General features: G+C 39.4%; 22 protein-coding genes and 1 pseudogene. 18 read left to right on the forward strand and 5 right to left on the reverse strand.

From position 1 onward, the window contains the following. Window positions 1-42: 42 nt before the first annotated feature. The 6 genes and pseudogenes from ACP3VS_RS20965 to ACP3VS_RS20990 form a co-directional block, all read left to right on the forward strand. Window positions 43-378 (forward strand): hypothetical protein, encoded by a 336-nt coding sequence (locus tag ACP3VS_RS20965; protein ID WP_426389867.1) that lies wholly within the window; start codon window positions 43-45, stop codon window positions 376-378. 53 nt (window positions 379-431) lie between these two features. Further along, entirely contained in the window at window positions 432-2,594 is a 2,163-nt protein-coding gene (locus ACP3VS_RS20970) for a phage tail protein (protein ID WP_426389869.1), read from the forward strand. Between the two features lie 136 nt (window positions 2,595-2,730). Beyond that, window positions 2,731-3,024: a phBC6A51 family helix-turn-helix protein gene (locus ACP3VS_RS20975; protein WP_426389889.1), complete on the forward strand. Its 294-nt coding sequence runs from the start codon at window positions 2,731-2,733 to the stop codon at window positions 3,022-3,024. A gap of 437 nt (window positions 3,025-3,461) precedes the next feature. Next, window positions 3,462-4,037, forward strand: coding sequence for a recombinase family protein (locus ACP3VS_RS20980; RefSeq protein ID WP_426389871.1), 576 nt, complete (start codon window positions 3,462-3,464; stop codon window positions 4,035-4,037). A 492-nt stretch (window positions 4,038-4,529) separates the two neighbouring features. Further along, window positions 4,530-4,895, forward strand: coding sequence for a hypothetical protein (locus tag ACP3VS_RS20985; protein WP_217581611.1), 366 nt, complete (start codon window positions 4,530-4,532; stop codon window positions 4,893-4,895). A gap of 153 nt (window positions 4,896-5,048) precedes the next feature. Continuing rightward, window positions 5,049-5,144: pseudogene (locus tag ACP3VS_RS20990) on the forward strand (iron-sulfur cluster assembly accessory protein); the annotation flags it as partial. Between the two features lie 240 nt (window positions 5,145-5,384). Here the strand turns inward: ACP3VS_RS20990 and ACP3VS_RS20995 are convergent. Both ACP3VS_RS20995 and ACP3VS_RS21000 read right to left on the reverse strand, forming a co-directional pair. Further along, window positions 5,385-5,906, reverse strand: coding sequence for a GNAT family N-acetyltransferase (locus ACP3VS_RS20995; RefSeq protein WP_426389872.1), 522 nt, complete (start codon window positions 5,904-5,906; stop codon window positions 5,385-5,387). Between the two features lie 159 nt (window positions 5,907-6,065). Further along, on the reverse strand, window positions 6,066-6,479 hold the full coding sequence (locus tag ACP3VS_RS21000) for a hypothetical protein (protein ID WP_230584516.1): 414 nt from the start codon (window positions 6,477-6,479) through the stop codon (window positions 6,066-6,068). A gap of 308 nt (window positions 6,480-6,787) precedes the next feature. On the opposite strand from ACP3VS_RS21000, the gene ACP3VS_RS21005 reads away from it, so the two are divergent. From ACP3VS_RS21005 to ACP3VS_RS21025, 5 genes are all read left to right on the forward strand, one after another. Then, window positions 6,788-7,285, forward strand: coding sequence for an NUDIX hydrolase (locus tag ACP3VS_RS21005; protein WP_036166463.1), 498 nt, complete (start codon window positions 6,788-6,790; stop codon window positions 7,283-7,285). A 24-nt stretch (window positions 7,286-7,309) separates the two neighbouring features. Beyond that, window positions 7,310-9,061, forward strand: a complete 1,752-nt coding sequence (locus tag ACP3VS_RS21010) for a sensor histidine kinase (RefSeq protein WP_036160556.1) — start codon at window positions 7,310-7,312, stop codon at window positions 9,059-9,061. A 6-nt stretch (window positions 9,062-9,067) separates the two neighbouring features. Continuing rightward, window positions 9,068-9,811, forward strand: coding sequence for a LytR/AlgR family response regulator transcription factor (locus ACP3VS_RS21015; RefSeq protein WP_036166466.1), 744 nt, complete (start codon window positions 9,068-9,070; stop codon window positions 9,809-9,811). A 118-nt stretch (window positions 9,812-9,929) separates the two neighbouring features. Next, the gene (locus ACP3VS_RS21020; RefSeq protein ID WP_031418550.1) at window positions 9,930-11,723 is read left to right on the forward strand and encodes a carbon starvation CstA family protein; all 1,794 of its coding nucleotides are present in this window, start codon (window positions 9,930-9,932) and stop codon (window positions 11,721-11,723) included. 202 nt (window positions 11,724-11,925) lie between these two features. Further along, the gene (locus ACP3VS_RS21025; protein ID WP_012292359.1) at window positions 11,926-12,255 is read left to right on the forward strand and encodes a YuiB family protein; all 330 of its coding nucleotides are present in this window, start codon (window positions 11,926-11,928) and stop codon (window positions 12,253-12,255) included. A 96-nt stretch (window positions 12,256-12,351) separates the two neighbouring features. Here the strand turns inward: ACP3VS_RS21025 and ACP3VS_RS21030 are convergent, their stop codons facing one another. Continuing rightward, window positions 12,352-12,834 (reverse strand): divergent PAP2 family protein, encoded by a 483-nt coding sequence (locus tag ACP3VS_RS21030; protein ID WP_036160560.1) that lies wholly within the window; start codon window positions 12,832-12,834, stop codon window positions 12,352-12,354. A 123-nt stretch (window positions 12,835-12,957) separates the two neighbouring features. Here ACP3VS_RS21030 and ACP3VS_RS21035 point away from each other — a divergent pair, with 123 nt between their 5' ends. From ACP3VS_RS21035 to cysI, 7 genes are all read left to right on the forward strand, one after another. Next, complete coding sequence (locus ACP3VS_RS21035) at window positions 12,958-14,466, forward strand: leucyl aminopeptidase (RefSeq protein WP_036217942.1); 1,509 nt, start codon at window positions 12,958-12,960, stop codon at window positions 14,464-14,466. 134 nt (window positions 14,467-14,600) lie between these two features. Beyond that, entirely contained in the window at window positions 14,601-14,804 is a 204-nt protein-coding gene (locus ACP3VS_RS21040) for a hypothetical protein (RefSeq protein ID WP_012292362.1), read from the forward strand. A 394-nt stretch (window positions 14,805-15,198) separates the two neighbouring features. Then, window positions 15,199-15,972, forward strand: coding sequence for a uroporphyrinogen-III C-methyltransferase (gene cobA, locus ACP3VS_RS21045; RefSeq protein WP_012292363.1), 774 nt, complete (start codon window positions 15,199-15,201; stop codon window positions 15,970-15,972). A 12-nt stretch (window positions 15,973-15,984) separates the two neighbouring features. Next, on the forward strand, window positions 15,985-16,725 hold the full coding sequence (locus tag ACP3VS_RS21050) for a sirohydrochlorin chelatase (RefSeq protein WP_012292364.1): 741 nt from the start codon (window positions 15,985-15,987) through the stop codon (window positions 16,723-16,725). Continuing rightward, window positions 16,725-16,874 (forward strand): YezD family protein, encoded by a 150-nt coding sequence (locus tag ACP3VS_RS21055; protein ID WP_012292365.1) that lies wholly within the window; start codon window positions 16,725-16,727, stop codon window positions 16,872-16,874. Before ACP3VS_RS21050 ends, ACP3VS_RS21055 begins: the two co-directional genes overlap by 1 nt. Before the next feature lie 45 nt (window positions 16,875-16,919). After that, a complete protein-coding gene (locus tag ACP3VS_RS21060) occupies window positions 16,920-18,704 on the forward strand; it encodes an assimilatory sulfite reductase (NADPH) flavoprotein subunit (RefSeq protein ID WP_031418548.1) in 1,785 nt (594 codons plus the stop codon). 87 nt (window positions 18,705-18,791) lie between these two features. Then, complete coding sequence (gene cysI / locus ACP3VS_RS21065) at window positions 18,792-20,510, forward strand: assimilatory sulfite reductase (NADPH) hemoprotein subunit (RefSeq protein ID WP_036217946.1); 1,719 nt, start codon at window positions 18,792-18,794, stop codon at window positions 20,508-20,510. 40 nt (window positions 20,511-20,550) lie between these two features. On the opposite strand, the gene ACP3VS_RS21070 is transcribed toward cysI, so the two are convergent. Both ACP3VS_RS21070 and cysW read right to left on the reverse strand, forming a co-directional pair. Beyond that, entirely contained in the window at window positions 20,551-21,621 is a 1,071-nt protein-coding gene (locus tag ACP3VS_RS21070) for a sulfate/molybdate ABC transporter ATP-binding protein (RefSeq protein ID WP_036160565.1), read from the reverse strand. A 15-nt stretch (window positions 21,622-21,636) separates the two neighbouring features. Further along, window positions 21,637-22,509 (reverse strand): sulfate ABC transporter permease subunit CysW, encoded by an 873-nt coding sequence (cysW, locus tag ACP3VS_RS21075; RefSeq protein WP_426389878.1) that lies wholly within the window; start codon window positions 22,507-22,509, stop codon window positions 21,637-21,639. Window positions 22,510-22,515: the final 6 nt, after the last annotated feature.

Here is a 22,515-nt window from a genome sequence, read left to right on the forward strand (position 1 = left end):
TGTGCCTTTTTCTATTCATAAAACGCAAAGGGGATGCGAGAAATGAAAATAAATCACCGCAGACAGGAAGTAACACAAATACTAGGCGATAACGAAGTAATACTCGCTGCGGCTACGTTTGTAGTTGAAGTAGAGCGATTGCACGGTAAAGTACCGCAATTAATGGTCAAAAAAGCAACCGATTTTAAAGTGCCACTTTTAGCAATCGCAATGAGTGGTCGGATACAAGCGAATCACGCACGCAAACGATTAGAGGCATTAAACGCTGCAATCGAATATGCAAATGGTGATATGAGCGCACGCAAACGATATATTGCAGCAAGCCAACAAGCCGATCGTTTAGCGGAAATAGTGGCAAAGAGAGTTGATCGCATCTAATGGCGATAAATCTGACAGCAATCTTTAAGATGCGTGACCAGGGTTCGTCGCAAATGCGTAAACTCACGCAGATGATGGACCGAATGAACAAAACTAGCAAAATGACTAGCAACAGTATGTCGCAAGCGCAATCGGCGACTAATAAGCTTGGTGGCGCAGTATCATCCACGTCGAATCGTATGAACGGCTTCGGTGCGAGCATTAGTCGATTACACGTTAGTTCAAACGGACTTAGCGCATCATTCGGTGGTCTGCAAAGCACACTTGTCGGACTTGCGAGCGCATATGTAGGTGCCCAAGGAGCTGCAAAATTATTCGAGTCAACGATAGGGGCTGCCGCGCGATATGAACAAAGTTCTACAATTCTCGCTTCTATGATGAATGATGCGGGTAAGTACAAACAGTATATGAAGATGATTGATACGGTTGCGATTGACAGTCCGCTATTAAATTCTGCAGATATGGTAAGTGGTTCAAAAGGTCTTTTAACATTAACGAAGGATATGGGGACGCTTGAAAAAGCGTGGTCTACTATCGAAAAGTTAAATGCACTCAATCCAGATCAGGGTGTCGATGGCGCGGTATACTCATTTAAGGCATTAGCTAGTGGTGATGCAGAATCAATCGTCGACCGATTTGATATGAATAGGGCAGACATAAATCCGTTGAAAGGTCTGTCTTTTGCAGAACAAATTAAAGGACTAGACGCTGTTCTCGCTAAAATGAACATTACTGATGATGTTGTTGAAAAGATGGGAGCGACAACGCTCGGTAGATGGAACAGTCTTAAAGAACGTACCAGCACAATCTTCCGCGACATGGGTAAGGCATCAAATACAAAATTAGGCGACTTTTTGAAGCGTATTAATGATTCAATCGGTAAGTTAGATGTAAAAAGTATTAGTGACAAATTGGGGAGTTTTCTAGGTAAAGCAACCGATAAAGCCATCGCATTGTATGATCTATTCGTTAAATGGCGAGAACCTATCGCATACGCAGCCGGAGCAATCGGCACGTTTGTAGCTGCGTTAGCTGTAGTAGGGACGATAGCAGCGTTAGCGAATCCTATTAGCTTAATAGCGATGGGAATAGCAGCTGCGGCAGTCGGATTCAAGGCGTTATACGATAATAGCGAAACATTCCGTGGTGCAATTGACGGTATTATCGGCAAGGTGAAATCTTTATTTTCCGCATTCAAATCCGGAGGTACAAGTGGCTTAATCAACGCATTATTTCCGCCTGGTGTAGCTAAAAAAGTAAACGCAGTAATAAACGGAATTAAAACTAAAGTTTCCGAGCTAATAAATGCGTTTAAAAAAGGTGGAGTAGGCGGACTATTTGATGAGATTTTCGGCAAAGGTTCGTTTGAATTGCTTAAGACCAAGTTCGAAGAAGTCAAAGCGTATATCTCCGAAAAAGTAACGCAATTCATGCCGGTCTTTGAGCGTCTGAAAGCAACATTTTCAACCGCTTGGTCTACGGTGTCCGATATTCTATCTAGCGCATGGGATATTATTTCGCCAATTTTAAGCGGTTTATGGGACTGGATACAGATGCTCGGAGACGTCGTAATGATCGTTTACAGTAACGTAATCGCCCCAGCAATTTCGTTTGTGGTGCAACTATTCTCAACTTTATGGACAATAGCAAAGCCTATTTTAGAAGGTCTTGCGTGGGGGTTTGAGAAACTTTCTAGTGTAATTAAATGGGTATGGGATAACATCCTGGCGCCATTTATCGACTTCATTACTACTGTCGTCAAAGCTGCATTCGATACGTTTTCTGGCGTTCTATCAACTCTACAAGGATGGTTCGAAACGTTAAGTGGGTGGGTTTCAACAGCTTACGGACACGTAAAAGACTTTATCGGCTTTTTAGGTAACGTTAAGTTACCGGACTGGGTAACAAAAGGCGTAAGTACAACATTTTCATTCGTTGGAAACTTATTTGGCGGTGGTAAAGGTGGTAAACCGGACGGATCGCATTATCACGGCTTGGACAACGTAAGGTATGACGGGTATCGAGCCGTTTTGCACAAGGGCGAGGCCGTACTTAATCGTCAAGAGGCTGACGCATATCGTAATGGACAAGCCGGCGGTGGAATTAGCATCGCGAAGTTAGCAGAGCAGATTGTCATTCGTGAAGATGCGGATATTGACACGATTGCTTTCAAATTAGCGAAGGCGATAGAGAGGGAAATGTATCAAGCGGGTTAGGGCAAACGGGCGGGCATCGAATTTACATCGGTGCTTGCCGTCTTTTTTTATTTAACGGAAAGAAGGTGATTAGGTGATAGTCGGAAAACGATTCTATAAACCGTACCTAGTATCAGATACGGAAAAAGCCCGCCTTATGCGGGAACTAAAGCGACACGAATCGAAGGTTACTGCGATTGTTCTACTCGCTCAAAATGACGGATATTTAACGCAAGAACAGGTCGCGCAATTAGTCGGCGTTACGAGAATGACGCTATATCGTTGGAAACACTATGACTACGTTTATCAGTACGAGTTAGAGCGTCAGTATGATCTTATGAGCGAACACTATTCGAGAGAGTTTCACCGTCGTACCAGACGTAGAAAACTGTCTATTGAGGCGATAATGAGCGATCACAACTACGTAAGGACAGTGCTAGGTTTAACGTAGAGGTGACATTGCGAATCGTGCGAATCATCATATATGACGCAATTTGAATGTTACATTTTTACCTGTTTGAAAACGTTTTGGGGCGCAAAATATCGGGCAGACGCCGTTTATGGACGCGCTCTTAAAACACTTTGGGAAGTCACATTACTTCGCTATATGACGCAGTTTTAACGCACATATAATAGAAGGAACTCGGATTTTGTACGATTTACATAAGTAAGATAACGTAATGTTAACGCAGATACACCGGGCAGGTAGTCGGATTGGACGGGGCGGTCTGAAACTCGAGGGGTTCGAGTATGACGCTATTTTAACGCAAAGATTATGAACGCTATCGTATTATCATAACTTAACAGTATTGACAACGTTTTGCCGATACGATAAGATAGCCTTATAAACGTTATCAAAACTTATTATCAAAAGTTAGGAGCGATATAATGGCTAAATACGGATATGCTCGAGTGTCAACAGTAGCGCAAGATTTAGAGTCGCAAATTCAGTTGTTAGAATCGGAAGGCTGTACGGAAATCTATAAAGAGAAGTTCACGGGGACTAAGACGGATCGACCTGTATTTAATGAAGTTATGTCGTTGTTAACGGAAGGTGATACGTTAGTGGTAACGAAACTAGACCGGTTAGCACGTAACACTAGAGAGGGTATCGATGTTGTCGAGGCGTTATTCGAGCGTGGTGTGCGCGTGCACGTACTTAACGTAGGACTATTAGAGAATACGACTATGGGACGCTTCTTCCTCACTACGCTATTAGCTGTCGCTGAAATGGAACGAAATTTAATAATTGAACGAACGCAAGAAGGCAAAGCAATCGCAAAGCAGCGTGATGATTTCCGAGAAGGTAGACCGAAGAAATTTGATAAGAAACGCTTAGACACTGCAATGCAGCTATTGGAATCGAATAGTTATAAAGAAGTCGAAGCAAAGACAGGAATTTCAGTCGCTACATTAGCGCGTGAGAAACGTAAACGGAAAGAACAAACGATTATAAACGATTGAGCAAACGTCGCTTGATCGTTCTTTTTTGCGTTGAAAGTGCGTGACCCCCAAAGGCCTCGATTCTGACTGGCGCATTCTGGTGATCTGACCTTGCGCGCAACTTTTTTTCATTTGGGGGTTACCGTTTAAAACCACCGCAGTCTCAAAAAAAATTTCTGTGCTCATAGGACCATTTCAACGCTACTCGACGCATAATCAACGCAGTTATTTATACGTATAGAATCGTTATTAGACGTAACGAATTACGACTAGTAATATAGTTTACCTCGAATCGACTGACTGACGTAAAACTGACGCAAAGTTGAATGCCGCTAAACGCCTAGAGTACCTTTTACTAAGAGGAGAATGAGCAATTTTTTAACGCTGAAATGACGCATGAACCTTAGAGCTGCAAGGGTTGCGTATTTTTGTTAGGTAATGTATAGTTCGAGTTGTTAACGAGAAATTACTGACTATAACGCGCGCGTGTTTCGGAAGAAAGGGACACTGTTCATGGATTCAAAACTAATTAATCAAACAGAACTGGCGAAAATGCTAGGCGTTAGTACCTCTGCAATTGGTAGATACAAAGCACCGTTTCATTTCTATCTCGGTACATTTTCGCAAACTATAGGAAAAAGTGTTTTATTTAATGAAATAGAAGTAGGAGCAATATCGTATGTTAAACAAAAGGCAGACGAAGGTGTTCGTATTATAGACGCAGCAAAAGAGGCTATAAAAAAGTTTTACGATATAGACGTTCAAGATGTGGGTTGTAAAAATTGTGCGATGTTAGAAAGCGAAATCACTTATAAAGATGAAGTGATAAGACAGCAACATGCGTTACTTTCAACATTAACTGCAAGGTCTATTAAATAGTTACTTGCGATTCTAGTACGCCTACATATATAATGTAAGAAAGTAATCTATCGTTTTAACAATACGTAGGTATTGCAAAATACGTCGTATTCAAATATCGATAAAAAAGTACGTACAGTAGGCGTTCATGCTTCCGAATAGTATACCGTTCAATTCACAATTGATAATCCAAATGCCATTGCATCGTGTGGCTGCGGTACATCTTTCAAAACAGCAAAGCGTGAAGGTACACCTGAGATTTGTGAGTAATTAAACGTCATATAAATGTAGAAGAAGGATTGTAAATAACGGTTAGAATTGATGTGTACACAATCCAGATTATATGTAAACACAACCCTAAAATAGCGTATTTAGGGCTGTGAATACCAAGCCTTTTTGATTTGTTTGTTTTGATAACAACAAATTGAAGAGGCTTTTACTATGGCTTGAAAACATCAAAACCTAAAACAAAAGCCCTTTTTACATAATTAAACAACGCATTCGGATTATTTAAAATCTATAATACCAAAAAATTGCTATTTCATTTGCTGTTGGAAAGTTTGAATAAAGCATGGTATCCACTGCACCTATTACAAATTGATTTTTGGCATAAAAATGACAGGCTGAAACATTGATATCCTGTGTTTCAAGCATGAGACCACAGTAATTCCTTTCTTTTGCCCACTCAATGGCTTTTTTTATTAAAGCTGTACCAATGCCATCTTTTCTGTAATCTTTTGCAACAGCAATGTCTTCAATAAGTGCATATCCATTCCAGTTAGAGCACAACTTAATCTGCCCTACACAATTGGATTCAATATAGTAAAAAAATACGGCTTTCTCCATATCGTTTATGTAGCTAAGGTCAATTTCATCATCTTCATATTTTTTAAAAAAAGGCTCAGTGTCTATTTCCTCTGTAAATGTCCAAACTTTATTTTTGTATGTCGGTATAATTTTTCCTGAGACTATAAAACCGTGGTTTGATTTATTATAATCCTTCATATTAGAAGAAGTCATTTTTATAATCATTTTACTCTCCCTTTCTGTATTCATCCATGAGGTAGGACGTGAGGACGTGAAGGGCTTTTATTTTATGAAAATCTATATCATCTCTCAGCTCCTGCTGGATATTGAAATATCAGAAAAGTGGTCTTTTCCTGAAGATCAATAAAGCCTTTTCGCATTGAGTTAATCCAATTTTTCGCGTTCCGTAAACTTTACCCCATTTAAAACAGCTAGCTTATAAATGGCCCTCTTTTCGTCGAGACCAAATTGTCCGTTCTCCACAATCATAAATTGTTCATTGTTTGTTGTTAGAAAAAAATAGGTTCCCACTGTACCTATTTCGTATTCATAGGTAACCTCCTTTATATCTTGCCATTTATAAATAGTTTGGTGGTGATACTGTTGAAAAACGATTTCCTCCTTTTTTATAGCGCTATAGCTTAATAAAGAATAATAACCTAAGACGATACTACCTAAGATGATTACACATGCGAGGATGTAGATTTTTGTATTCCTTTTTAAACCGAGTACTAGTAAAACTAAGAAAATCAATCCTAAGGCGATTAAAAGCATAATAAAGTTGCTAGGTGGTGTCATCAGGACGACATCCTCTCTATGAGCATAGAATGTCTGCGATATGGTTAGAGGCATAAAAAAGGCTAAAAAAGGCGTGAGTATCGCGAATATAAGGGCTACTATAAAGTACTTTGCTCGTACTGATAGTGCATGTAACATACAATCTCCTTTCGTACCTAAAATGATGAGTTTCATTAAGTGTAACATATTGACAAATGAGGATTGTAAATGTATTTTTTCACTTTATAAGGATTGGTCTTAAAATTCTGAATAAAAGCTTTTTTCCATTGAAAGCAAGCAGGTATAATAGATATATAGAGGTGAAGGTTATGAGAAAAGATCGAGGGAAAATATGGTTGGGTGTATCAGGTGTTACAGTTAATGAGCTTGGACAATGGTTAGTGGTGAAAAAGGCTTATAGTGGATTGAAAGGACGTTGGTCATTACCAGCAGGATTTGTTAACGCAGGAGAAACCGTGGATGAGGCAGTCATTCGTGAAATAAAAGAAGAAACAGGGATAGATTGCAGCGTATCAGGGTTAATTGGATTTCGTACAGGCGTCATCCGTGACGATATCAGCGATAATATGGCAATTTTTTATTGTCGTATGCTGGATGAACAGCAGCAAGTATTCATTCAGGAGAAAGAAATACTAGAAGCCAAATGGTTGTATCCTCAGGAGCTCGCACAAGATGAAGCAACCTCCGTTATGTTAAAAGAAATGGCAACTAATCAATTTCAAAAGCATCAATTAGAAGCGATAGAGGGGATTAATCCTGGGGATATTTTTGGTTATACCTCCTATCGACTGTTCTTTAAAAAATAATATGACTTCGAGAGGGGACCTATGATGGAGCTATTTTTATTTATGTTAGAGCGAGTTGGGCTGATCATTGTGTTTGCCTTTTTAATGTCGAGATGGAGACTTTTTCGAGAGAAGCTATTTCAGGAGCAAGGGACGAAGGAGAAAATATGGCTCATCATTACCTTTAGTAGCTTATGTATTATTAGTAGTTATACAGGGATTAAAATTGAAAGCGGTACGATACATCCTTTAAATCAGATGATACATAGTACGATTAACGCTGAGGAGGCTATTGCCAATACGAGATTGATCGGTGTAGCGATTGCAGGTATTTTTGGTGGGCCTCTTGTTGGTGTATGCGTGGGGATTATTGCAGGTATTCACCGCATGACACTTGGGGGCTTTACAGCAATAGCCTGTGGCATTTCGACGATTTTAGCGGGCTTTATGACTGGTGGTTTAAGCAAACGTTTCAAAATACGTCAAACTTTTTCCTACAAGAAAGCTGTCATCATTGGAATTTGTGCGGAAACGATTCAAATGATTGTGATTTTAGCTGTTGCGAAACCATTTGAGCAAGCTTTGCAGCTAGTCACGTTAATTGCCATGCCAATGATTTTGATGAATGCTTTTGGAATCTTTTTATTTTTTATGATTATAAAAACATTTATTGATGAAGAAGAACGAACAAAGGCATTGCAAACACATCAAGCTTTTTCAATTGCCCAACAAACGATTGAGCATTTCAGAAAAGGATTGAATGAGGAATCCTGTCAAACGGTGGCTGAAATTATTAAAAGAGAAATTAAAGTAGAGGCGGTCGCTATTACCGATAAAAACGGTGTATTAGCACATGTTGGTGTTGGAGAGGACCATCATTTAATTCATCGGGAAATTATGACGGCTTTGACGAAGCGAGTATTAGAGGAAGGCAAAATTTTAATGGCTACCTCGGCAACGGAAATTCAATGTCCACATGAGGATTGTCCTTTAAGCGCTGCCATTGTTTTACCTTTAATGGTACAGCATCGTACTGTTGGAAGCCTCAAGCTGTATTTCACGAAAGCAGATTCATTAACAGGGGTGCAGAAGGAGCTTGCGGAGGGCTTAAGTAGACTATTCTCTTCACAGCTTGAATATGCTGAAATTGAACAACAGCGGAAGTTATTAAAGGACGCTGAAATTAAAGCGTTACAGGCACAAGTGCATCCGCATTTCTTCTTTAATAGCCTTAATACCATATCAAGCTTGATCCGTACAGATGCAGATGAGGCAAGAGCATTATTAATCAAACTTAGTACTTTTTTTAGAAGCAATTTGCAAGGCGCACGGCAAATGCTCATTCCATTGAAAAATGAAATTGATCATGTTGAGGCATATTTATCTATTGAGCAAACAAGGTTTCCTAATCGTTACGAAGTTGAGTTTTTTATGGATGAATCACTTTTCGATGTACAGATTCCACCATTTACATTACAGCCTCTTGTTGAAAATGCTATTTATCATGCATTTAAAAATCGTAAGGAAGGAAAGATTTTTGTCCAAGTACAACGAGTAAACGATAAGCTAGTCCTGTTAACAGAAGATAACGGCTGTGGCATGAGAAAAGAGCAGGTAAAGCAGCTTGGTAAACGGATTATGCAATCGGAGCAAGGGACTGGAACGGCTTTATGGAATATTTATCAGCGTATTCATGAAATTTATGGCACAGAGGCTGATTTTCATATAACCAGTACATTGGATGTAGGAACAAAAATAATGATTCAGCTGCCGTTAAAGGCGACTAGATGGGAGTAGAATAGAGTGAATGTATATATTGTGGATGATGAACCGTTGGCACGTGCTGAATTGCGCTATTTATTAGAGCAAACAGCGTTAGTAAATATTTGTGGTGAATCTGAAAGTCTAGAGGAATTCTACCATACGACACAGTATGAACAAGTAGATTGTTTATTTTTGGATATTGAGTTAGGCATGAATAATGGGCTCGATTTGGCTAAGCAATTACTGTTGCATGAACAAAAACCAGAAATTATTTTTGCTACTGCCTTTGATGAATACGCATTACAGGCATTCGAGGTCAATGCTTTTGATTATATTTTGAAACCTTTCGAAGCACAGAGAGTACAAGCTGCAGTAGAAAAGTTAGTAGCTAAAAGAAGAGCCGCACAGGTGAAAACAATAGAAGAAATAAAAGTTTCACAGCTGGACAAGCTTGATAAATTAACGGTTTATGTCAACGATCGAATTTTATTAATGAAAATACAGGATATTTTATATTGTACATCGGAGGACAGTAAAACGGTGGTTGTGACAGAGCAAGGGAGGTTTTTTGCTTCGGAGTCATTGGCAGCATTAGAAAAGAAGTTGACATTAAAAGGATTTGTGCGTGTCCATCGTGCGTTTATCGTGAATTTAGAGCATATTGTGGAACTAGAGCCTTGGAGTAGCTCTAAATATAATTTAATATTGTACAACAGACATTCCATTCCAGTCAGTAGGCTCTATATGAAGGATGTACGAAAAATTTTTGACCTATCGAGATAATTGCATTTCAACAGAAGAATACTACGTTTCAACTTTTAATTCTGACATTTCAGTTAATTTTGTGAATATAGTGGACATTCCTTTGCTATGATGTGGAAAAAGTATAAGGGGTGTTGATATGAATGCGATTACAATTGTGATAGGTTCTATTTGTGTTTTGGTGATTAGCTATCGTTTGTATGGCATATTTTTTACAAAAAAGGTACTCAAAATAAAAGATGATACGCCCACGCCCGCCCACGCTTTGGAAGATGGTAAAGACTATGTTCCGACGAATAAATGGGTAACCTTTGGTCATCACTTTGCAGCAATCGCTGCTGCGGGCCCATTGGTAGGGCCGATTTTAGCTGCTCAATTTGGTTACTTACCTGGCCTTCTATGGTTATTGATAGGGGCGGTCATTGGGGGAGCTGTACATGATGCAGTGGTATTATTTGCTTCTATGCGCCATGGTGGGAAGTCTTTATCAGAAGTGATGAAGGAAGAGCTCGGCCCGATAGCTGGCTTCTGTACAGGCCTTGCGATGCTGTTTATTATTACAATTACAATGGCAGGTCTATCTATGGTGGTTTTAGGAGCTTTAGAACGAAATCCATGGGGGACGTTTGCCGTAGGGATCACCATTCCAATTGCTATGCTTGTAGGTATTGCTTATCGTAAAACAGGCAATTTACTTGCCACGTCAGCAGTTGGGTTTATTTTATTAATGATAGGTGTATTTATTGGACCGCTTATTCAAGGAACTGCATTTGGTGATTTTTTAACATTTGATCGTGATACATTAGCAATTATTTTACCTATCTATGCATTTTTTGCGGCGGCATTGCCTGTGTGGCTATTATTGGCTCCACGTGATTATTTAAGTAGTTTTATGAAAATAGGGGTGTTCATCGCTTTAATTATTGGCGTATTTTTCGTTAACCCAGCTATTCAGTTCCCACCATTTACAGAGTTTATTCATGGTGGAGGTCCGGTAATTGCTGGTCCTGTGTGGCCATTTGTATCCATTACGATTGCCTGTGGAGCTATTTCTGGCTTCCATGCCTTTGTAGGCTCAGGAACGACACCTAAAATGATTGACCGTTGGGAAGATATTCGAATTGTTGGCTTTGGAGCAATGTTAGTTGAGTCGTTAGTAGGTGTGATGGCATTGATTGCAGCTACGGCTCTTCATCCGGCAGACTATTTTGCTATTAACTCAGCGCCAGCAGTTTTTGCTACATTAGGAATGGAGCCTGTTCATTTACAAGCATTATCTCAAAGTATTGGAATGGACTTAGAGGGACGAACAGGAGGAGCCGTGACATTAGCTGTCGGAATGACGGATATTTTTACAGGTATTCCTTGGTTTGCGGAGTTATCCTCCTATTTCTATCAATTTGTCATTATGTTTGAGGCTGTGTTTATTCTAACAGCGATAGATGCAGGAACACGAGTGGCACGCTATTTAATTCAAGACTTTGGGGGCAATGTTTATAAGCCATTGAAGCGAACTAATTGGATACCGGGCACAATTTTTGCTAGTGCACTGGCTTGCTTTATGTGGGGTTACTTATTGTATTCAGGGGATATTAGCTCCATTTGGGTATTATTCGGTGTTTCTAATCAGCTCATGGCAGCAATTGGTTTAGTATGTGGAGTGACGATGGTACTGAAGGTGGCAGATAAACGAATCTATGCACTAACTTGTTTTATCCCATTAACTTATTTATATATCACTGTGAATGTTGCAGGCTATTGGATGATTAAAAATGTTTATTGGAATCCAGCAGCAGCCGGCTTCAATATGTTAAACGGCATCTTATCCGTTATTATGCTGATGCTTGGGCTACTCATCGTTATTTCAGCCTTTAAGAAATGGGCACAGCTGTGGAAATCTCAAAAGTTTGTATTAACTCAATCAACTTCATAATGTAAGAGAAGAAACTATTGTAGATAAGAAATTGTCTTCAATAGTTTTTGTGGTATTTGCTAGGATAAAATATCCCTGATTAATCACAATCGATGAAAATGATTTCCTAAATATGTCGAACAAGCGAAAACAAGGATATGTTCATTGAAAGCGTTGTCGTAATCATGTAAACTAATGAGAGGAAAACGGAGGTTATACATACATGGATGGTCCAGTTTCATTAGTACAGTTAATCATTTCTATTTTGTTATTTTTCGTCATGTTCTTTGGTATCGGATTCTTATTAAACATGCTGTTACGTATGACGTGGTTAATGGCGATTGTATATCCAATTGTTGTGATCTTTATCGTGGATGAAGTAAGCTTCTTAGATTATATTTTCAAGCCAGGTTCTGCATTTCCAGCGTTAATCGATAAATTACAAGCTCTTCAGTTTGTAGATATTGCTATTTTATCAGGCGGCTTGGCAGGCTCAATCGTTGCAGGTATTGTGATGATTTATTTACGAAAAAGTGGATATCGCATGTTCTAATTTGCTCAGTATTCTTCTTTCTATTGAATGAAAGAAGAGTACTTTTTTTATTCGATAAAAACACATCCTTCATTATTAAAAGGATGTGCTTAGCTATCATATGAAAAATTCGTAGGTTATGATGGCGATAAAAATACCTGTGAGAGCCCCAAAAAATACTTCGCTTCGTTTGTGTCCTAATAACGTTTTTAATTCCTCCATTTTCTCTTGCCCATCCATCTGAGGCCATTTTTTTAAATCATGAAGTAGTGTTTGGAAATCCTTACGCAATTGATTTAAAATCGCAGCATGTTGCCCAGCTTGGTAACGTACACCGCTGGCATCGTACATAACAATGATGGAAAACATAGCGGCTACCGCAAAAATTGGGGATGCTAAACCTGTCTCATAGGCAATAGAGGTTGCCAGTCCAGTAACAGAAGCGGAGTGAGAGCTAGGCATTCCACCTGTAGAAGTAAAGAGGCTCCATTTCACCTGTCTGGTCATTAGAAAATGAATGGGAATCTTGACAAACTGAGCAAAGATAACTGAAAAGAGGGCAATCAGTAATGGGGTGTTTTGGAGTAAACTCATATTCATCACAACCTTCGCAAATAATTGCTTTTATTATAACATTCATTATTTTCTAAAAGAAGATATAGGCAAATATTACGCGCTTTTCAGAAACTTCGTTATAATAGGAGATGGAATGGAGGAATTTACATGAATATTTTAAAAGAAGCAAAGACATTTGAAACGATTTCGACTGAATTATTAGTGGTGGGTGTCACAAAACACCGTGAACAAATGCAGAATTGGACAAGCTTTTCATCTTTTTATGGTGAATCTCTTGATATGTGGGTTAGCGCGGGAGATGTGTCAACTGATCTTAAGAAGTTAACGAAGTTACCATTTGTGAAGGAGCATGCCAATCTAAAACGTATTTTATTTGTAGGGCTGGATGAGCGTAAAAACTTAACAGAAGGGGATGTTCGAGCAGCCTTTGGTTTAGTTGGGAAAGAGTTAAGGGCTTTAAAAGTGAAAGAGTATTCGATCTGGCTTGAGTCATTTACAACGGAAACAATCTCAGTGACAGATGTAGCTTTCTTAGCAGGTGAGGGAATTGGTCTAGGCTATTATTCTATTCCTCATTACAAAACAACTTCAAACGAAGTGGATAAACGTATTGAAGCTGTTCATCTTGTGACAACAGCAGGGGATTTAGATGAAGTTGTAGCAGGCTTCGAGGTCGGCGTCATTTATGCGGATGCAGTAAATGAGGCACGTAGTCTCATTAATTTACCACCGAATTTACTAACAGCAACTGATTTAGCAAACTATGCGGAATCTCTGGCAAGCGAATATAACTTTGAAGTAGAGATTTTAGGTAAAGCGCAATTAGAAGAACTTGGAATGGGCGGTATTTTAAGTGTCAACCAAGGCTCTTATGAGGAACCTCGATTAATCACATTAAAATATAAAGCGACTGATGATTTTGAAAATCCAATTGGTCTCGTTGGTAAAGGTGTAACATATGATACAGGTGGCTATTCCTTAAAACCAAAGGACTCAATGGTTGGGATGAAAGGCGATATGGGCGGTGCAGCAGCAGTGCTCGGTGCTATGAAAATTATCGGTGAATTACGTCCAAATAAAAATGTAGTAGCCGTTATCGGATCTACTGATAATATGGTATCTGACACAGCATTTAAACCAGATGACGTAATTACAACGTATAGTGGAAAAACAGTTGAAGTATTAAATACAGATGCAGAAGGACGTTTAGTTCTGGCAGATGCAACTACATATGCAAAGCAGCAGGGGGCTGCATCACTTATTGATGTAGCTACTTTAACAGGAGGCGTTATTACTGCGCTAGGTATGGATAAAACAGGTGCTCTTTCTAATGATGATGAATTTTTTGCAGCATTTATGGAAGCAGCAGGGGAAACGGATGAATTTGTTTGGCGCATGCCTTTAACAGAGAGTGATAAAAAGAGAATTCGTAAATCTGATGTGGCAGATTTAAACAATTCACCTGGCCGTGATGGTCATATGATTTTTGGTGGGGGCTTTGTCGGCGAGTTTGTTGGTGAAACACCTTGGATTCACCTTGATATTGCTGGAACATCAGATGCAGTAGCTGCACACGATCTAGGTCCTAAAGGTGGGACAGGTGTAATGGTACGTACACTCGCTAATTTTGTGCAACGTTTAGGAGAAGAAAAATAAGAGAGCATTTGAAACAGCGGGGTTGTCTTCCCGCTGTTTCTTTGCATTTTAAGTACTTATCCCGATAGAATAGGCATTGTACATATGATAGATGTATCTTCCTTCATACGATAAAGTAAAAAGGGAGGTAGCATATGCGTAATTTCGGAGGTTACCCAGGAGGAGGATTTGGAGGTTTTATTTGGCCATTCGGTGCACCGTTTTTTGGTGGCTTTTTAGGAAGTTTCCTTGGCTCTCAATTTAATCAATATCCTTACAATCCATATTATCCAAACTATCGGCCGTATCCACCTGGTCCATTTTACCGACCAGGACCACGGTATCGTAGACCTTGGTAAGAACATAAAATGAAAAAACCAGTTGCCTATTCAAAAATCGGCAACTGGTTTTTTTGTTATGTGGAGGAAGTATCAAATTTTGTGTTGACAGAATATACTAAATTATTTATTATTCTTATTATATTACTAAGAATTAAATAAGTAGCTGACTAGCAAACTAGAGGCTTTTATTCTCCATAGGCATTTTTGTGCCTAGGGATAATATTGGCCTTTTTTCTTTATCTTGTTTATAGAAAATTTTTCCTCTATAGGAAGAATCAAAAGCTTTGTTCAAATGTCCACCCAATGGGGACATCGCCTCTTGCAGATGTCAAAGGGTGTGGTGATAACTACTCGTTAACTAAAAAACTGGACCCTATGACGCGGGCACAACGAATAGAAGGAGTGAAATGGAATGGGGAAAGTATATATCGTTGGTGCTGGTCCTGGAGATGTTGATCTCATTACGGTCAAGGGATTACGTTGTATTGAATGTGCAGATGTCATTTTATACGACAGACTCATTAATAAAGAGCTATTAAACTATGCTAAACAAGATGCTCAATTGATATTTTGCGGAAAACTGCCACAACAACATGCCATGATTCAGGAACATATTAACCAAACACTTGTCAGTTATGCACAGCAAGGATTAATCGTTACCAGATTAAAGGGAGGTGACCCATTTGTCTTCGGAAGAGGGGCAGAGGAGGCTGAAGTGCTAGTCAAGCATCATATCCCATTTGAAATTGTACCAGGGATTACTTCAGGTATAGCAGCCCCTGCTTATGCAGGAATTCCTGTGACACATCGGGACCTAGGCTCAAGTTTTGCCATGGTTACTGGACATATGCAGGAAGGAAAAGATGATGCAATACGTTGGGAAAGTCTTGCGAAAGGGATCGATACGATTGCTATTTATATGGGGGTAGGTAATCTGCCGTACATCCGACAGCAACTTCTCCAATATGGGCGTGGAGAAGAAACGCCTGTAGCTGTTATTCATTGGGGAACTTTTACTGCTAAGCAAAAAACGGTTACGGGTACTTTAGCGACAATTGAAGAAATCGTTCAAACAGAAAATATTCAGAACCCGAGTATCATTTTAGTTGGGGAGGTTGTGAGATTAAGAGAAACTATTCAATGGTTCGAGCATAACGGTCCACAACCAATTCAAGTTACGGGATAAGGATGTGACTTTATGCAGGCTATTTTATATATTGCCCATGGTAGTCGTGTTAAGGCAGGCGTAGATCAAGCTGTAGCTTTTTTACAAGGGGTTCAACAAGAGGTTCAGGTTTCTATTCAGGAAATATGCTTTTTGGAGCTTGCAACACCCACCATTGGAGAGGGGATTGCAAACTGTGTTAGACAAGGGGCAACTAGGATTGCTATTGTACCCATTCTACTGCTAGCTGCACAGCATGCAAAGGAGGATATTCCAATAGAAATTGCAAAAGCTCAAAAGCTCTTTCCACATATCCTATTTTCCTATGGTGAGCCATTAGGCATTCATGAACGAATCATCGACTCGTTACAGGCTAGAATTCTTGAAAAGCAGCAGCCTAAGCATGAAGCCAGTGTTTTACTAATAGGACGTGGCAGTAGTGATCCGGCCGTAAAGAGAGATTTAGCTGAAATTGCAGCAAGGTTGCGAATGAAATACAACTATCAAACAGTAGATACTTGCTTCTTATATGGAATGGGTCCGAGTTTTGATGACTGGCTCCAGCAAGAAAAAGAGAGGCAGCATCAAGTTTTTATTGTGCCGTATCTCTTATTTACAGGTATTTTACGGCAAAGCATTGCAAAACGATTACAAGGGTTATCAAACAACAACATGGTGTTATGTGAAAGCTTGGGTTATGACGTCAATGTAAAAAAAGTGTTAGTGGAACGTATTAATGAATTACTACATTTCAAAGAGGAAGGTGTTTCGTAATGGTAGATAAAAGGCTTGAAAATGTAAATCTAGCATTAGATAATGTCCGCCAAATGCTAAATACTGTGAACCATGGTTCGATTACATTGATTGTTCAAAACTCTTATGTGGTTCAAATCGAAAAAAAAGAAAAAATAAGACTCCGATAATTTTTTTAGAGGATGAAATGATGATGATTCGCGAGGTGGCAAAGATTGAAACTGCAAGTTATAAACAGTCCATTTAATGAAGAGCAGGTAAAATTATTAAACGAACTTTTACCTCAATTAACACTGGAGCAAAAAATTTGGTTAAACGGTTATTTAAGTGCAGCACAAGCTACTCAGGAGCCCATAGTTGTAACTGCTCCAGCTACAACTCAATCGATTACGAAAACGATGACGATTTTATATGGGTCGCAAACTGGTAATAGTCAAGGGCTAGCTGAAAAATATGCATCTCTATTAGAGGCTCAAAACGTAGACGTTACTGTCTCATCATTAGGGAAATTTAAAGCAAGTAACTTAAAGAAAATCACAAATCTATTACTTATTGTGAGTACACATGGTGAGGGTGATCCGCCAGATCAGGCGATTCAATTCTATGAATTTTTGCATAGTAAACGAGCACCAAAATTAGAGCATCTTCAATATTCGGTACTGGCATTAGGGGATAGTTCCTATGAATTTTTCTGCAAAACAGGTAAAGACTTTGATGAGCAATTTGCTAAACTAGGTGCAACAAGAATGGTTCCTCGTACAGATTGTGATGTGGATTATGATGACGCGGCTGCACAATGGTTCTCAGCGGTTCAACAAGAATTTCTCAAACAAGCTACTGCAATATCGGTAACTTCAACAGAGAGCGATGAAATCCTAGGAGCTACTACATATTCAAGAAAAAATCCATTTTACGCTGAAGTGTTAGAAAATATTAATCTAAATGGTCGTGGATCCAACAAAGAAACACGACATTTAGAATTATCCATTGAAGGTGCTAATTTTCAATTTGAGCCGGGGGACAGCATTGGTATTCAACCAGAGAATAGTGAATCATTAGTCGATGCATTACTGGGAGCTCTGCAATTTGATCCAGCTACTGAGGTGACTGTTTTTGATGAAATCTTGTCCTTAAAAAATGCTTTACAAAAAAGATTGGAAATTACAGTGTTATCTAAGCCTGTTCTTGAAAAAATTAAGGCTTACACAGAACATAATGAGTTTTCAAGGTTATTGGAAGAACCTAATGCGTGGAAGGATTATGCCAAAGGAAGGGATTTACTTGATGTTGTAGAGGATTTTGCTCCTTTCACATGGAGTGCGCAGCAATTCGTGGACATTTTGCGAAAAATTCCATCACGACTGTATTCTATTGCAAGTAGCCAATTGGCGAATAATGATGAGGTACATTTAACGATTAGCAAGGTAAGCTATGAGACGAACGGTCGACAACGTCTGGGAGTTTGTTCAGGTAGTGTGGCGGACCTTCAAATTGGCGATACATTACCAATCTATGTTCATAAAAATCCAAATTTCAGACTACCAGAGCAGAAGGAAACACCAATAATTATGATTGGTGCTGGCACAGGTATAGCCCCATATCGAGCTTTTCTAGAGGAACGAGAAGAGTTAGGGGTTGTGGGTAAAGCTTGGCTCATTTTTGGGGATCAGCATTTTGTTACAGACTTCCTCTATCAAACAGATTGGCAACGCTGGCTAGCTTCTGGTACTTTAAGCCAAATGCATATAGCCTTCTCACGTGATACCGATAAAAAAATCTATGTTCAACACAAAATAGAAGAGAATGCGGCAAATTTTTATGAATGGCTTGAACAAGGTGCTGTCATTTATGTATGTGGCGATGAGAAATCAATGGCAGCCGATGTGGATGCAACTATTCACCGTATTATAGAACAGCAGGGGCAAAAATCGTCTGAGCAAGCAAAAGCCTTTGTACAAGAACTAAAGCAACAAAAACGATACCAGCGGGATGTTTATTAACTGTATTCGGGAAAAAAATTTCCTTGTAGAAAGATGACTATTTGCTAGCAAGCGGAGCCTCTGGAGAGGTTAAAGGAGCGATAAAGAATGACAGAGAAAATTGTTTTGCCTCCACAATCAGGGAAACCAAGTGATGTAGAGCGCATTAAGACTGAAAGTAACTATCTTCGTGGGACACTTGAACGGACTATGAATGATCCATTAAGTTCTGGTATTCCTGAGGATGACAATCGTTTAATGAAATTCCATGGTAGTTACCTACAGGATGACCGAGACCTTCGCAATGAACGACAACGACAAAAACTAGAGCCTGCCTATCAATTCATGGTACGTGTACGAACACCTGGAGGAGCGGCTACTCCAGCTCAATGGCTGGTCATGGATGAAATGGCTACAAAGTATGGCAATGGCTCCTTAAAACTAACGACACGTCAAGCGTTTCAGGTACACGGCATTTTAAAATGGAATGTCAAAAAATATATGCAAGAAATTAATGAAGTGTTATTGGATTCTCTTGCTGCCTGCGGGGATGTAAACCGTAATGTCATGTGTAATGTAAATCCAAATCAGTCAGCATTACATGAAGAAGTTTATAACTGGTCTGCTAAACTAAGTGAGCATTTACTACCTCGTACACGTGCATACCATGAATTATGGTTAGACGGAGAAAAGGTCATAGACAGTCAGGATGATGAAATTGAACCGATTTATGGAGCACAATATTTGCCACGTAAATTTAAAATTGCCATTGCGATTCCGCCAAGTAATGATGTCGATGTGTTTTCACAAGATATCGGGCTTATCGCGATCGTAGAAGATGAAAAGCTTATTGGCTTTAATGTAGCTGTTGGTGGAGGAATGGGGATGACGCATGGAGATCATGCTACCTATCCACAGCTTGCGCGAGAAATTGGCTTTATTACACCTGATAAACTATTGGAAACAGCAGAAAAGATTATAACAATTCAGCGGGATTATGGGAATCGCTCTGTCCGTAAAAATGCACGTTTCAAATATACGATTGATGCGAGAGGACTAGAATGGTTTAACGAAGAACTAACTAGACGTTTGGGTTGGAGCATTCAAGAGGCACGTCCTTATACGTTTGAGCGTACAGGAGATGAGTTCGGTTGGATTAAAGGGGCTGAGGGTAAATGGCATTATACGCTATTTATTCAAAATGGTCGCATTAAAGATTTCCAAGATTATAAGCTGTTAACAGGGTTACGTGAAATAGCTAAGGTGCATACAGGTGATTTTCGTTTAACACCTAACCAGAATTTAATGATTAGTAATGTAACACCACAGAAAAAGAAAAAGATTGCTGCTATTATCGAGCAATATAAGCTGACAGATGGTGCACATTATTCCGCACTGCGTCGTAATTCTATTGCCTGTGTCTCCTTACCAACCTGTGGTTTAGCCATGGCAGAGGCGGAGCGTTATTTGCCATCTCTTATTACTAAAATAGAAACAATCATTGATGAAACAGGGTTAAATGATACAGAAATTGTTATCCGGATGTCAGGCTGTCCAAATGGTTGCTCCCGCGCAGCGATGGCTGAAATAGGCTTTATCGGTAAAGGTCCTGGAAAATATAATTTGTATCTTGGGGCAAGTTTTACTGGTAATCGATTGAATAAAATCTATCGTGAAAATATAGGGGAGGAAGAGATACTAGCGGAGCTCCGACCAATTCTTGTACATTATGCGAAGGAACGTTTAGTCGGTGAGCATTTTGGTGATTTTGTCATTCGTGCTGGATATGTGACGGCTGTTTATGATGGTAGAGAATTTCACGTCTAATATAAATGCCATGTAGCAAAGAAATTTGCTACATGGTTTTTTAAATGGAGTAATCTTCGGGGATAAAGACCTTTAATTGCTTCGGCCTAACAAATATATGATCACCCACTTCAAGCTGAAGGTGAAGGAACTGTTCTTTTGATAATTCTGCCTCTAAAAATTCATCTAAATCCTCACGGCGTAGCTCAATTTGGACAATAGGTCCCAACAGATGGATATGATTGATTTTGACGGGTACCGTACCTGGAATATTTACCTTTTCTATTTGTATATCATGGGGGCGAACATAGCCAATCACATTATCCTTGCTATGTGATTGTACATCAGGCACATCCAGTGCGACTTCTCCGTGCATCAGCTTACCGTTATGTAAGCGTCCTTTAAAAAGATTGACGTTCCCTAAAAAATCATAGACAAATGGACTTTTAGGATGCGTATATACTTCATCTGGACTTCCGATTTGCTCAATTTTGCCATTGTTCATGACAACTATGCGATCTGCTACATCCAATGCTTCCTCTTGATCATGCGTAACAAAAATACTTGTAATATGAAATTCATCGTGTAACTTTCGTAGCCAGCGACGCAACTCCTTACGAACCTTTGCATCGAGTGCTCCAAATGGCTCATCGAGTAGAAGAACTTTTGGCTCTACTGCAAGTGCTCTCGCTAGTGCCACACGCTGTCTCTGACCACCTGAAAGCTGTGTGGGATAGCGGTCAGAGAAATTTTCAAGTTTAACTAATTGTAGCAATTCCATCACTTTGTCTCGTATTTCTTGCTTAGTAGGTCTAGTTTTTCGAGGGCGAACCTTTAGGCCATAAGCGACATTTTCAAAGACGGTCATATGACGAAATAGAGCATAATGCTGAAACACAAAGCCTACATTACGTTCCTTTGGATGTCGATCCGTCATGGAATGTCCATCAAAAAAAATATCACCCGTATCGGTGGTTTCCAGCCCTGCAATAACACGTAATAGAGAGGTTTTTCCTGATCCAGAGGGGCCGAGCAATGCAACAAGCTCCCCTGACTGAATATGAATAGAAATATCCTCTAATGCTTGAAAAGATCCGTATATTTTCGAGACATTTTGAATTTGAATACTCATGTTAATTATCTCCTTTTAGCTAGATTTGGACTTCCATGCAATGATGTCTTTTAAAATTAATGTAAAGATAGCTATGACACTCATTAAGGATGCAACAGCAAAGGCGGCTGAAAATTGATATTCATTATAGAGAATTTCAATATGAAGGGGCATTGTATTCGTCATGACTCGTATATGGCCAGATACAACTGAAACTGCACCAAATTCTCCTATAGCTCGTGCATTACACAATATGAGACCATAAAATAAACCCCATTTAATATTGGGTAAGGTGACGTACCAAAAGGTCTTAAAGCCACTCGCACCAAGAGAAATCGACGCCTCCTCCTCAGACGTTCCCTGTGCTTGCATTAGAGGTATTAGCTCACGGGCAACAAAGGGCAGTGTGACAAATATCGTCGCAAGGACAATGCCTGGTAGGGCAAAAACAATTTTAATATCTTTGGCGAATAACCAATCACCAAATAATCCCTGCGATCCAAATAGTAAAATAAATACCAAACCTGCGATAACAGGGGAGACCGCAAAAGGTAAATCAACAATGGTTAGTAAAAGATTTTTCCCCTTAAATTTAAATTTTGTAAGGGTCCATGCAGCCATTACGCCAAAGATTGCATTTAGGGGTACAGCAATCGCTACAACTGTTAAAGTGAGCTTAATAGCAGCTAATGCATCTGGATGTGTGATAGCTGCCAAGTAAACATCCACACCTTTTTGAAAGGCTGTAATAAAAATTGAAGCTAATGGCAGGACGATAAAAAAAGCTAAAAAGACTAGTGCAATACATGTAAGTGTATAGCGAATAACACGAGGCTCCTGTAGGGCGACAGACTTAGGTACCTTATTTTTTTCAGGACTAGCCTGTTGAATAAATGCTGATTGTTCCATAAAGCT

Source organism: Lysinibacillus sp. VIII_CA (assembly GCF_049943995.1).
Taxonomy (GTDB): domain Bacteria; phylum Bacillota; class Bacilli; order Bacillales_A; family Planococcaceae; genus Lysinibacillus; species Lysinibacillus pinottii.

Excerpts from the sequence above, each read along its gene's own strand:
- ACP3VS_RS20965 (WP_426389867.1), top strand. The coding sequence starts at position 43 with ATGAAAATAAATCACCGCAGACAGGAAGTAACACAAATACTAGGCGAT.
- ACP3VS_RS20970 (WP_426389869.1), top strand. The coding sequence starts at position 432 with ATGCGTAAACTCACGCAGATGATGGACCGAATGAACAAAACTAGCAAA.
- ACP3VS_RS20975 (WP_426389889.1), top strand. The coding sequence starts at position 2,731 with ATGCGGGAACTAAAGCGACACGAATCGAAGGTTACTGCGATTGTTCTA.
- ACP3VS_RS20980 (WP_426389871.1), top strand. The coding sequence starts at position 3,462 with ATGGCTAAATACGGATATGCTCGAGTGTCAACAGTAGCGCAAGATTTA.
- ACP3VS_RS20985 (WP_217581611.1), top strand. The coding sequence starts at position 4,530 with ATGGATTCAAAACTAATTAATCAAACAGAACTGGCGAAAATGCTAGGC.
- ACP3VS_RS20995 (WP_426389872.1), bottom strand. The coding sequence starts at position 5,906 with ATGATTATAAAAATGACTTCTTCTAATATGAAGGATTATAATAAATCA.
- ACP3VS_RS21000 (WP_230584516.1), bottom strand. The coding sequence starts at position 6,479 with ATGACACCACCTAGCAACTTTATTATGCTTTTAATCGCCTTAGGATTG.
- ACP3VS_RS21005 (WP_036166463.1), top strand. The coding sequence starts at position 6,788 with ATGAGAAAAGATCGAGGGAAAATATGGTTGGGTGTATCAGGTGTTACA.
- ACP3VS_RS21010 (WP_036160556.1), top strand. The coding sequence starts at position 7,310 with ATGGAGCTATTTTTATTTATGTTAGAGCGAGTTGGGCTGATCATTGTG.
- ACP3VS_RS21020 (WP_031418550.1), top strand. The coding sequence starts at position 9,930 with ATGAATGCGATTACAATTGTGATAGGTTCTATTTGTGTTTTGGTGATT.
- ACP3VS_RS21025 (WP_012292359.1), top strand. The coding sequence starts at position 11,926 with ATGGATGGTCCAGTTTCATTAGTACAGTTAATCATTTCTATTTTGTTA.
- ACP3VS_RS21030 (WP_036160560.1), bottom strand. The coding sequence starts at position 12,834 with ATGAATATGAGTTTACTCCAAAACACCCCATTACTGATTGCCCTCTTT.
- ACP3VS_RS21035 (WP_036217942.1), top strand. The coding sequence starts at position 12,958 with ATGAATATTTTAAAAGAAGCAAAGACATTTGAAACGATTTCGACTGAA.
- ACP3VS_RS21040 (WP_012292362.1), top strand. The coding sequence starts at position 14,601 with ATGCGTAATTTCGGAGGTTACCCAGGAGGAGGATTTGGAGGTTTTATT.
- cobA (WP_012292363.1), top strand. The coding sequence starts at position 15,199 with ATGGGGAAAGTATATATCGTTGGTGCTGGTCCTGGAGATGTTGATCTC.
- ACP3VS_RS21050 (WP_012292364.1), top strand. The coding sequence starts at position 15,985 with ATGCAGGCTATTTTATATATTGCCCATGGTAGTCGTGTTAAGGCAGGC.
- ACP3VS_RS21055 (WP_012292365.1), top strand. The coding sequence starts at position 16,725 with ATGGTAGATAAAAGGCTTGAAAATGTAAATCTAGCATTAGATAATGTC.
- cysI (WP_036217946.1), top strand. The coding sequence starts at position 18,792 with ATGACAGAGAAAATTGTTTTGCCTCCACAATCAGGGAAACCAAGTGAT.
- ACP3VS_RS21070 (WP_036160565.1), bottom strand. The coding sequence starts at position 21,621 with ATGAGTATTCAAATTCAAAATGTCTCGAAAATATACGGATCTTTTCAA.
- cysW (WP_426389878.1), bottom strand. The coding sequence starts at position 22,509 with ATGGAACAATCAGCATTTATTCAACAGGCTAGTCCTGAAAAAAATAAG.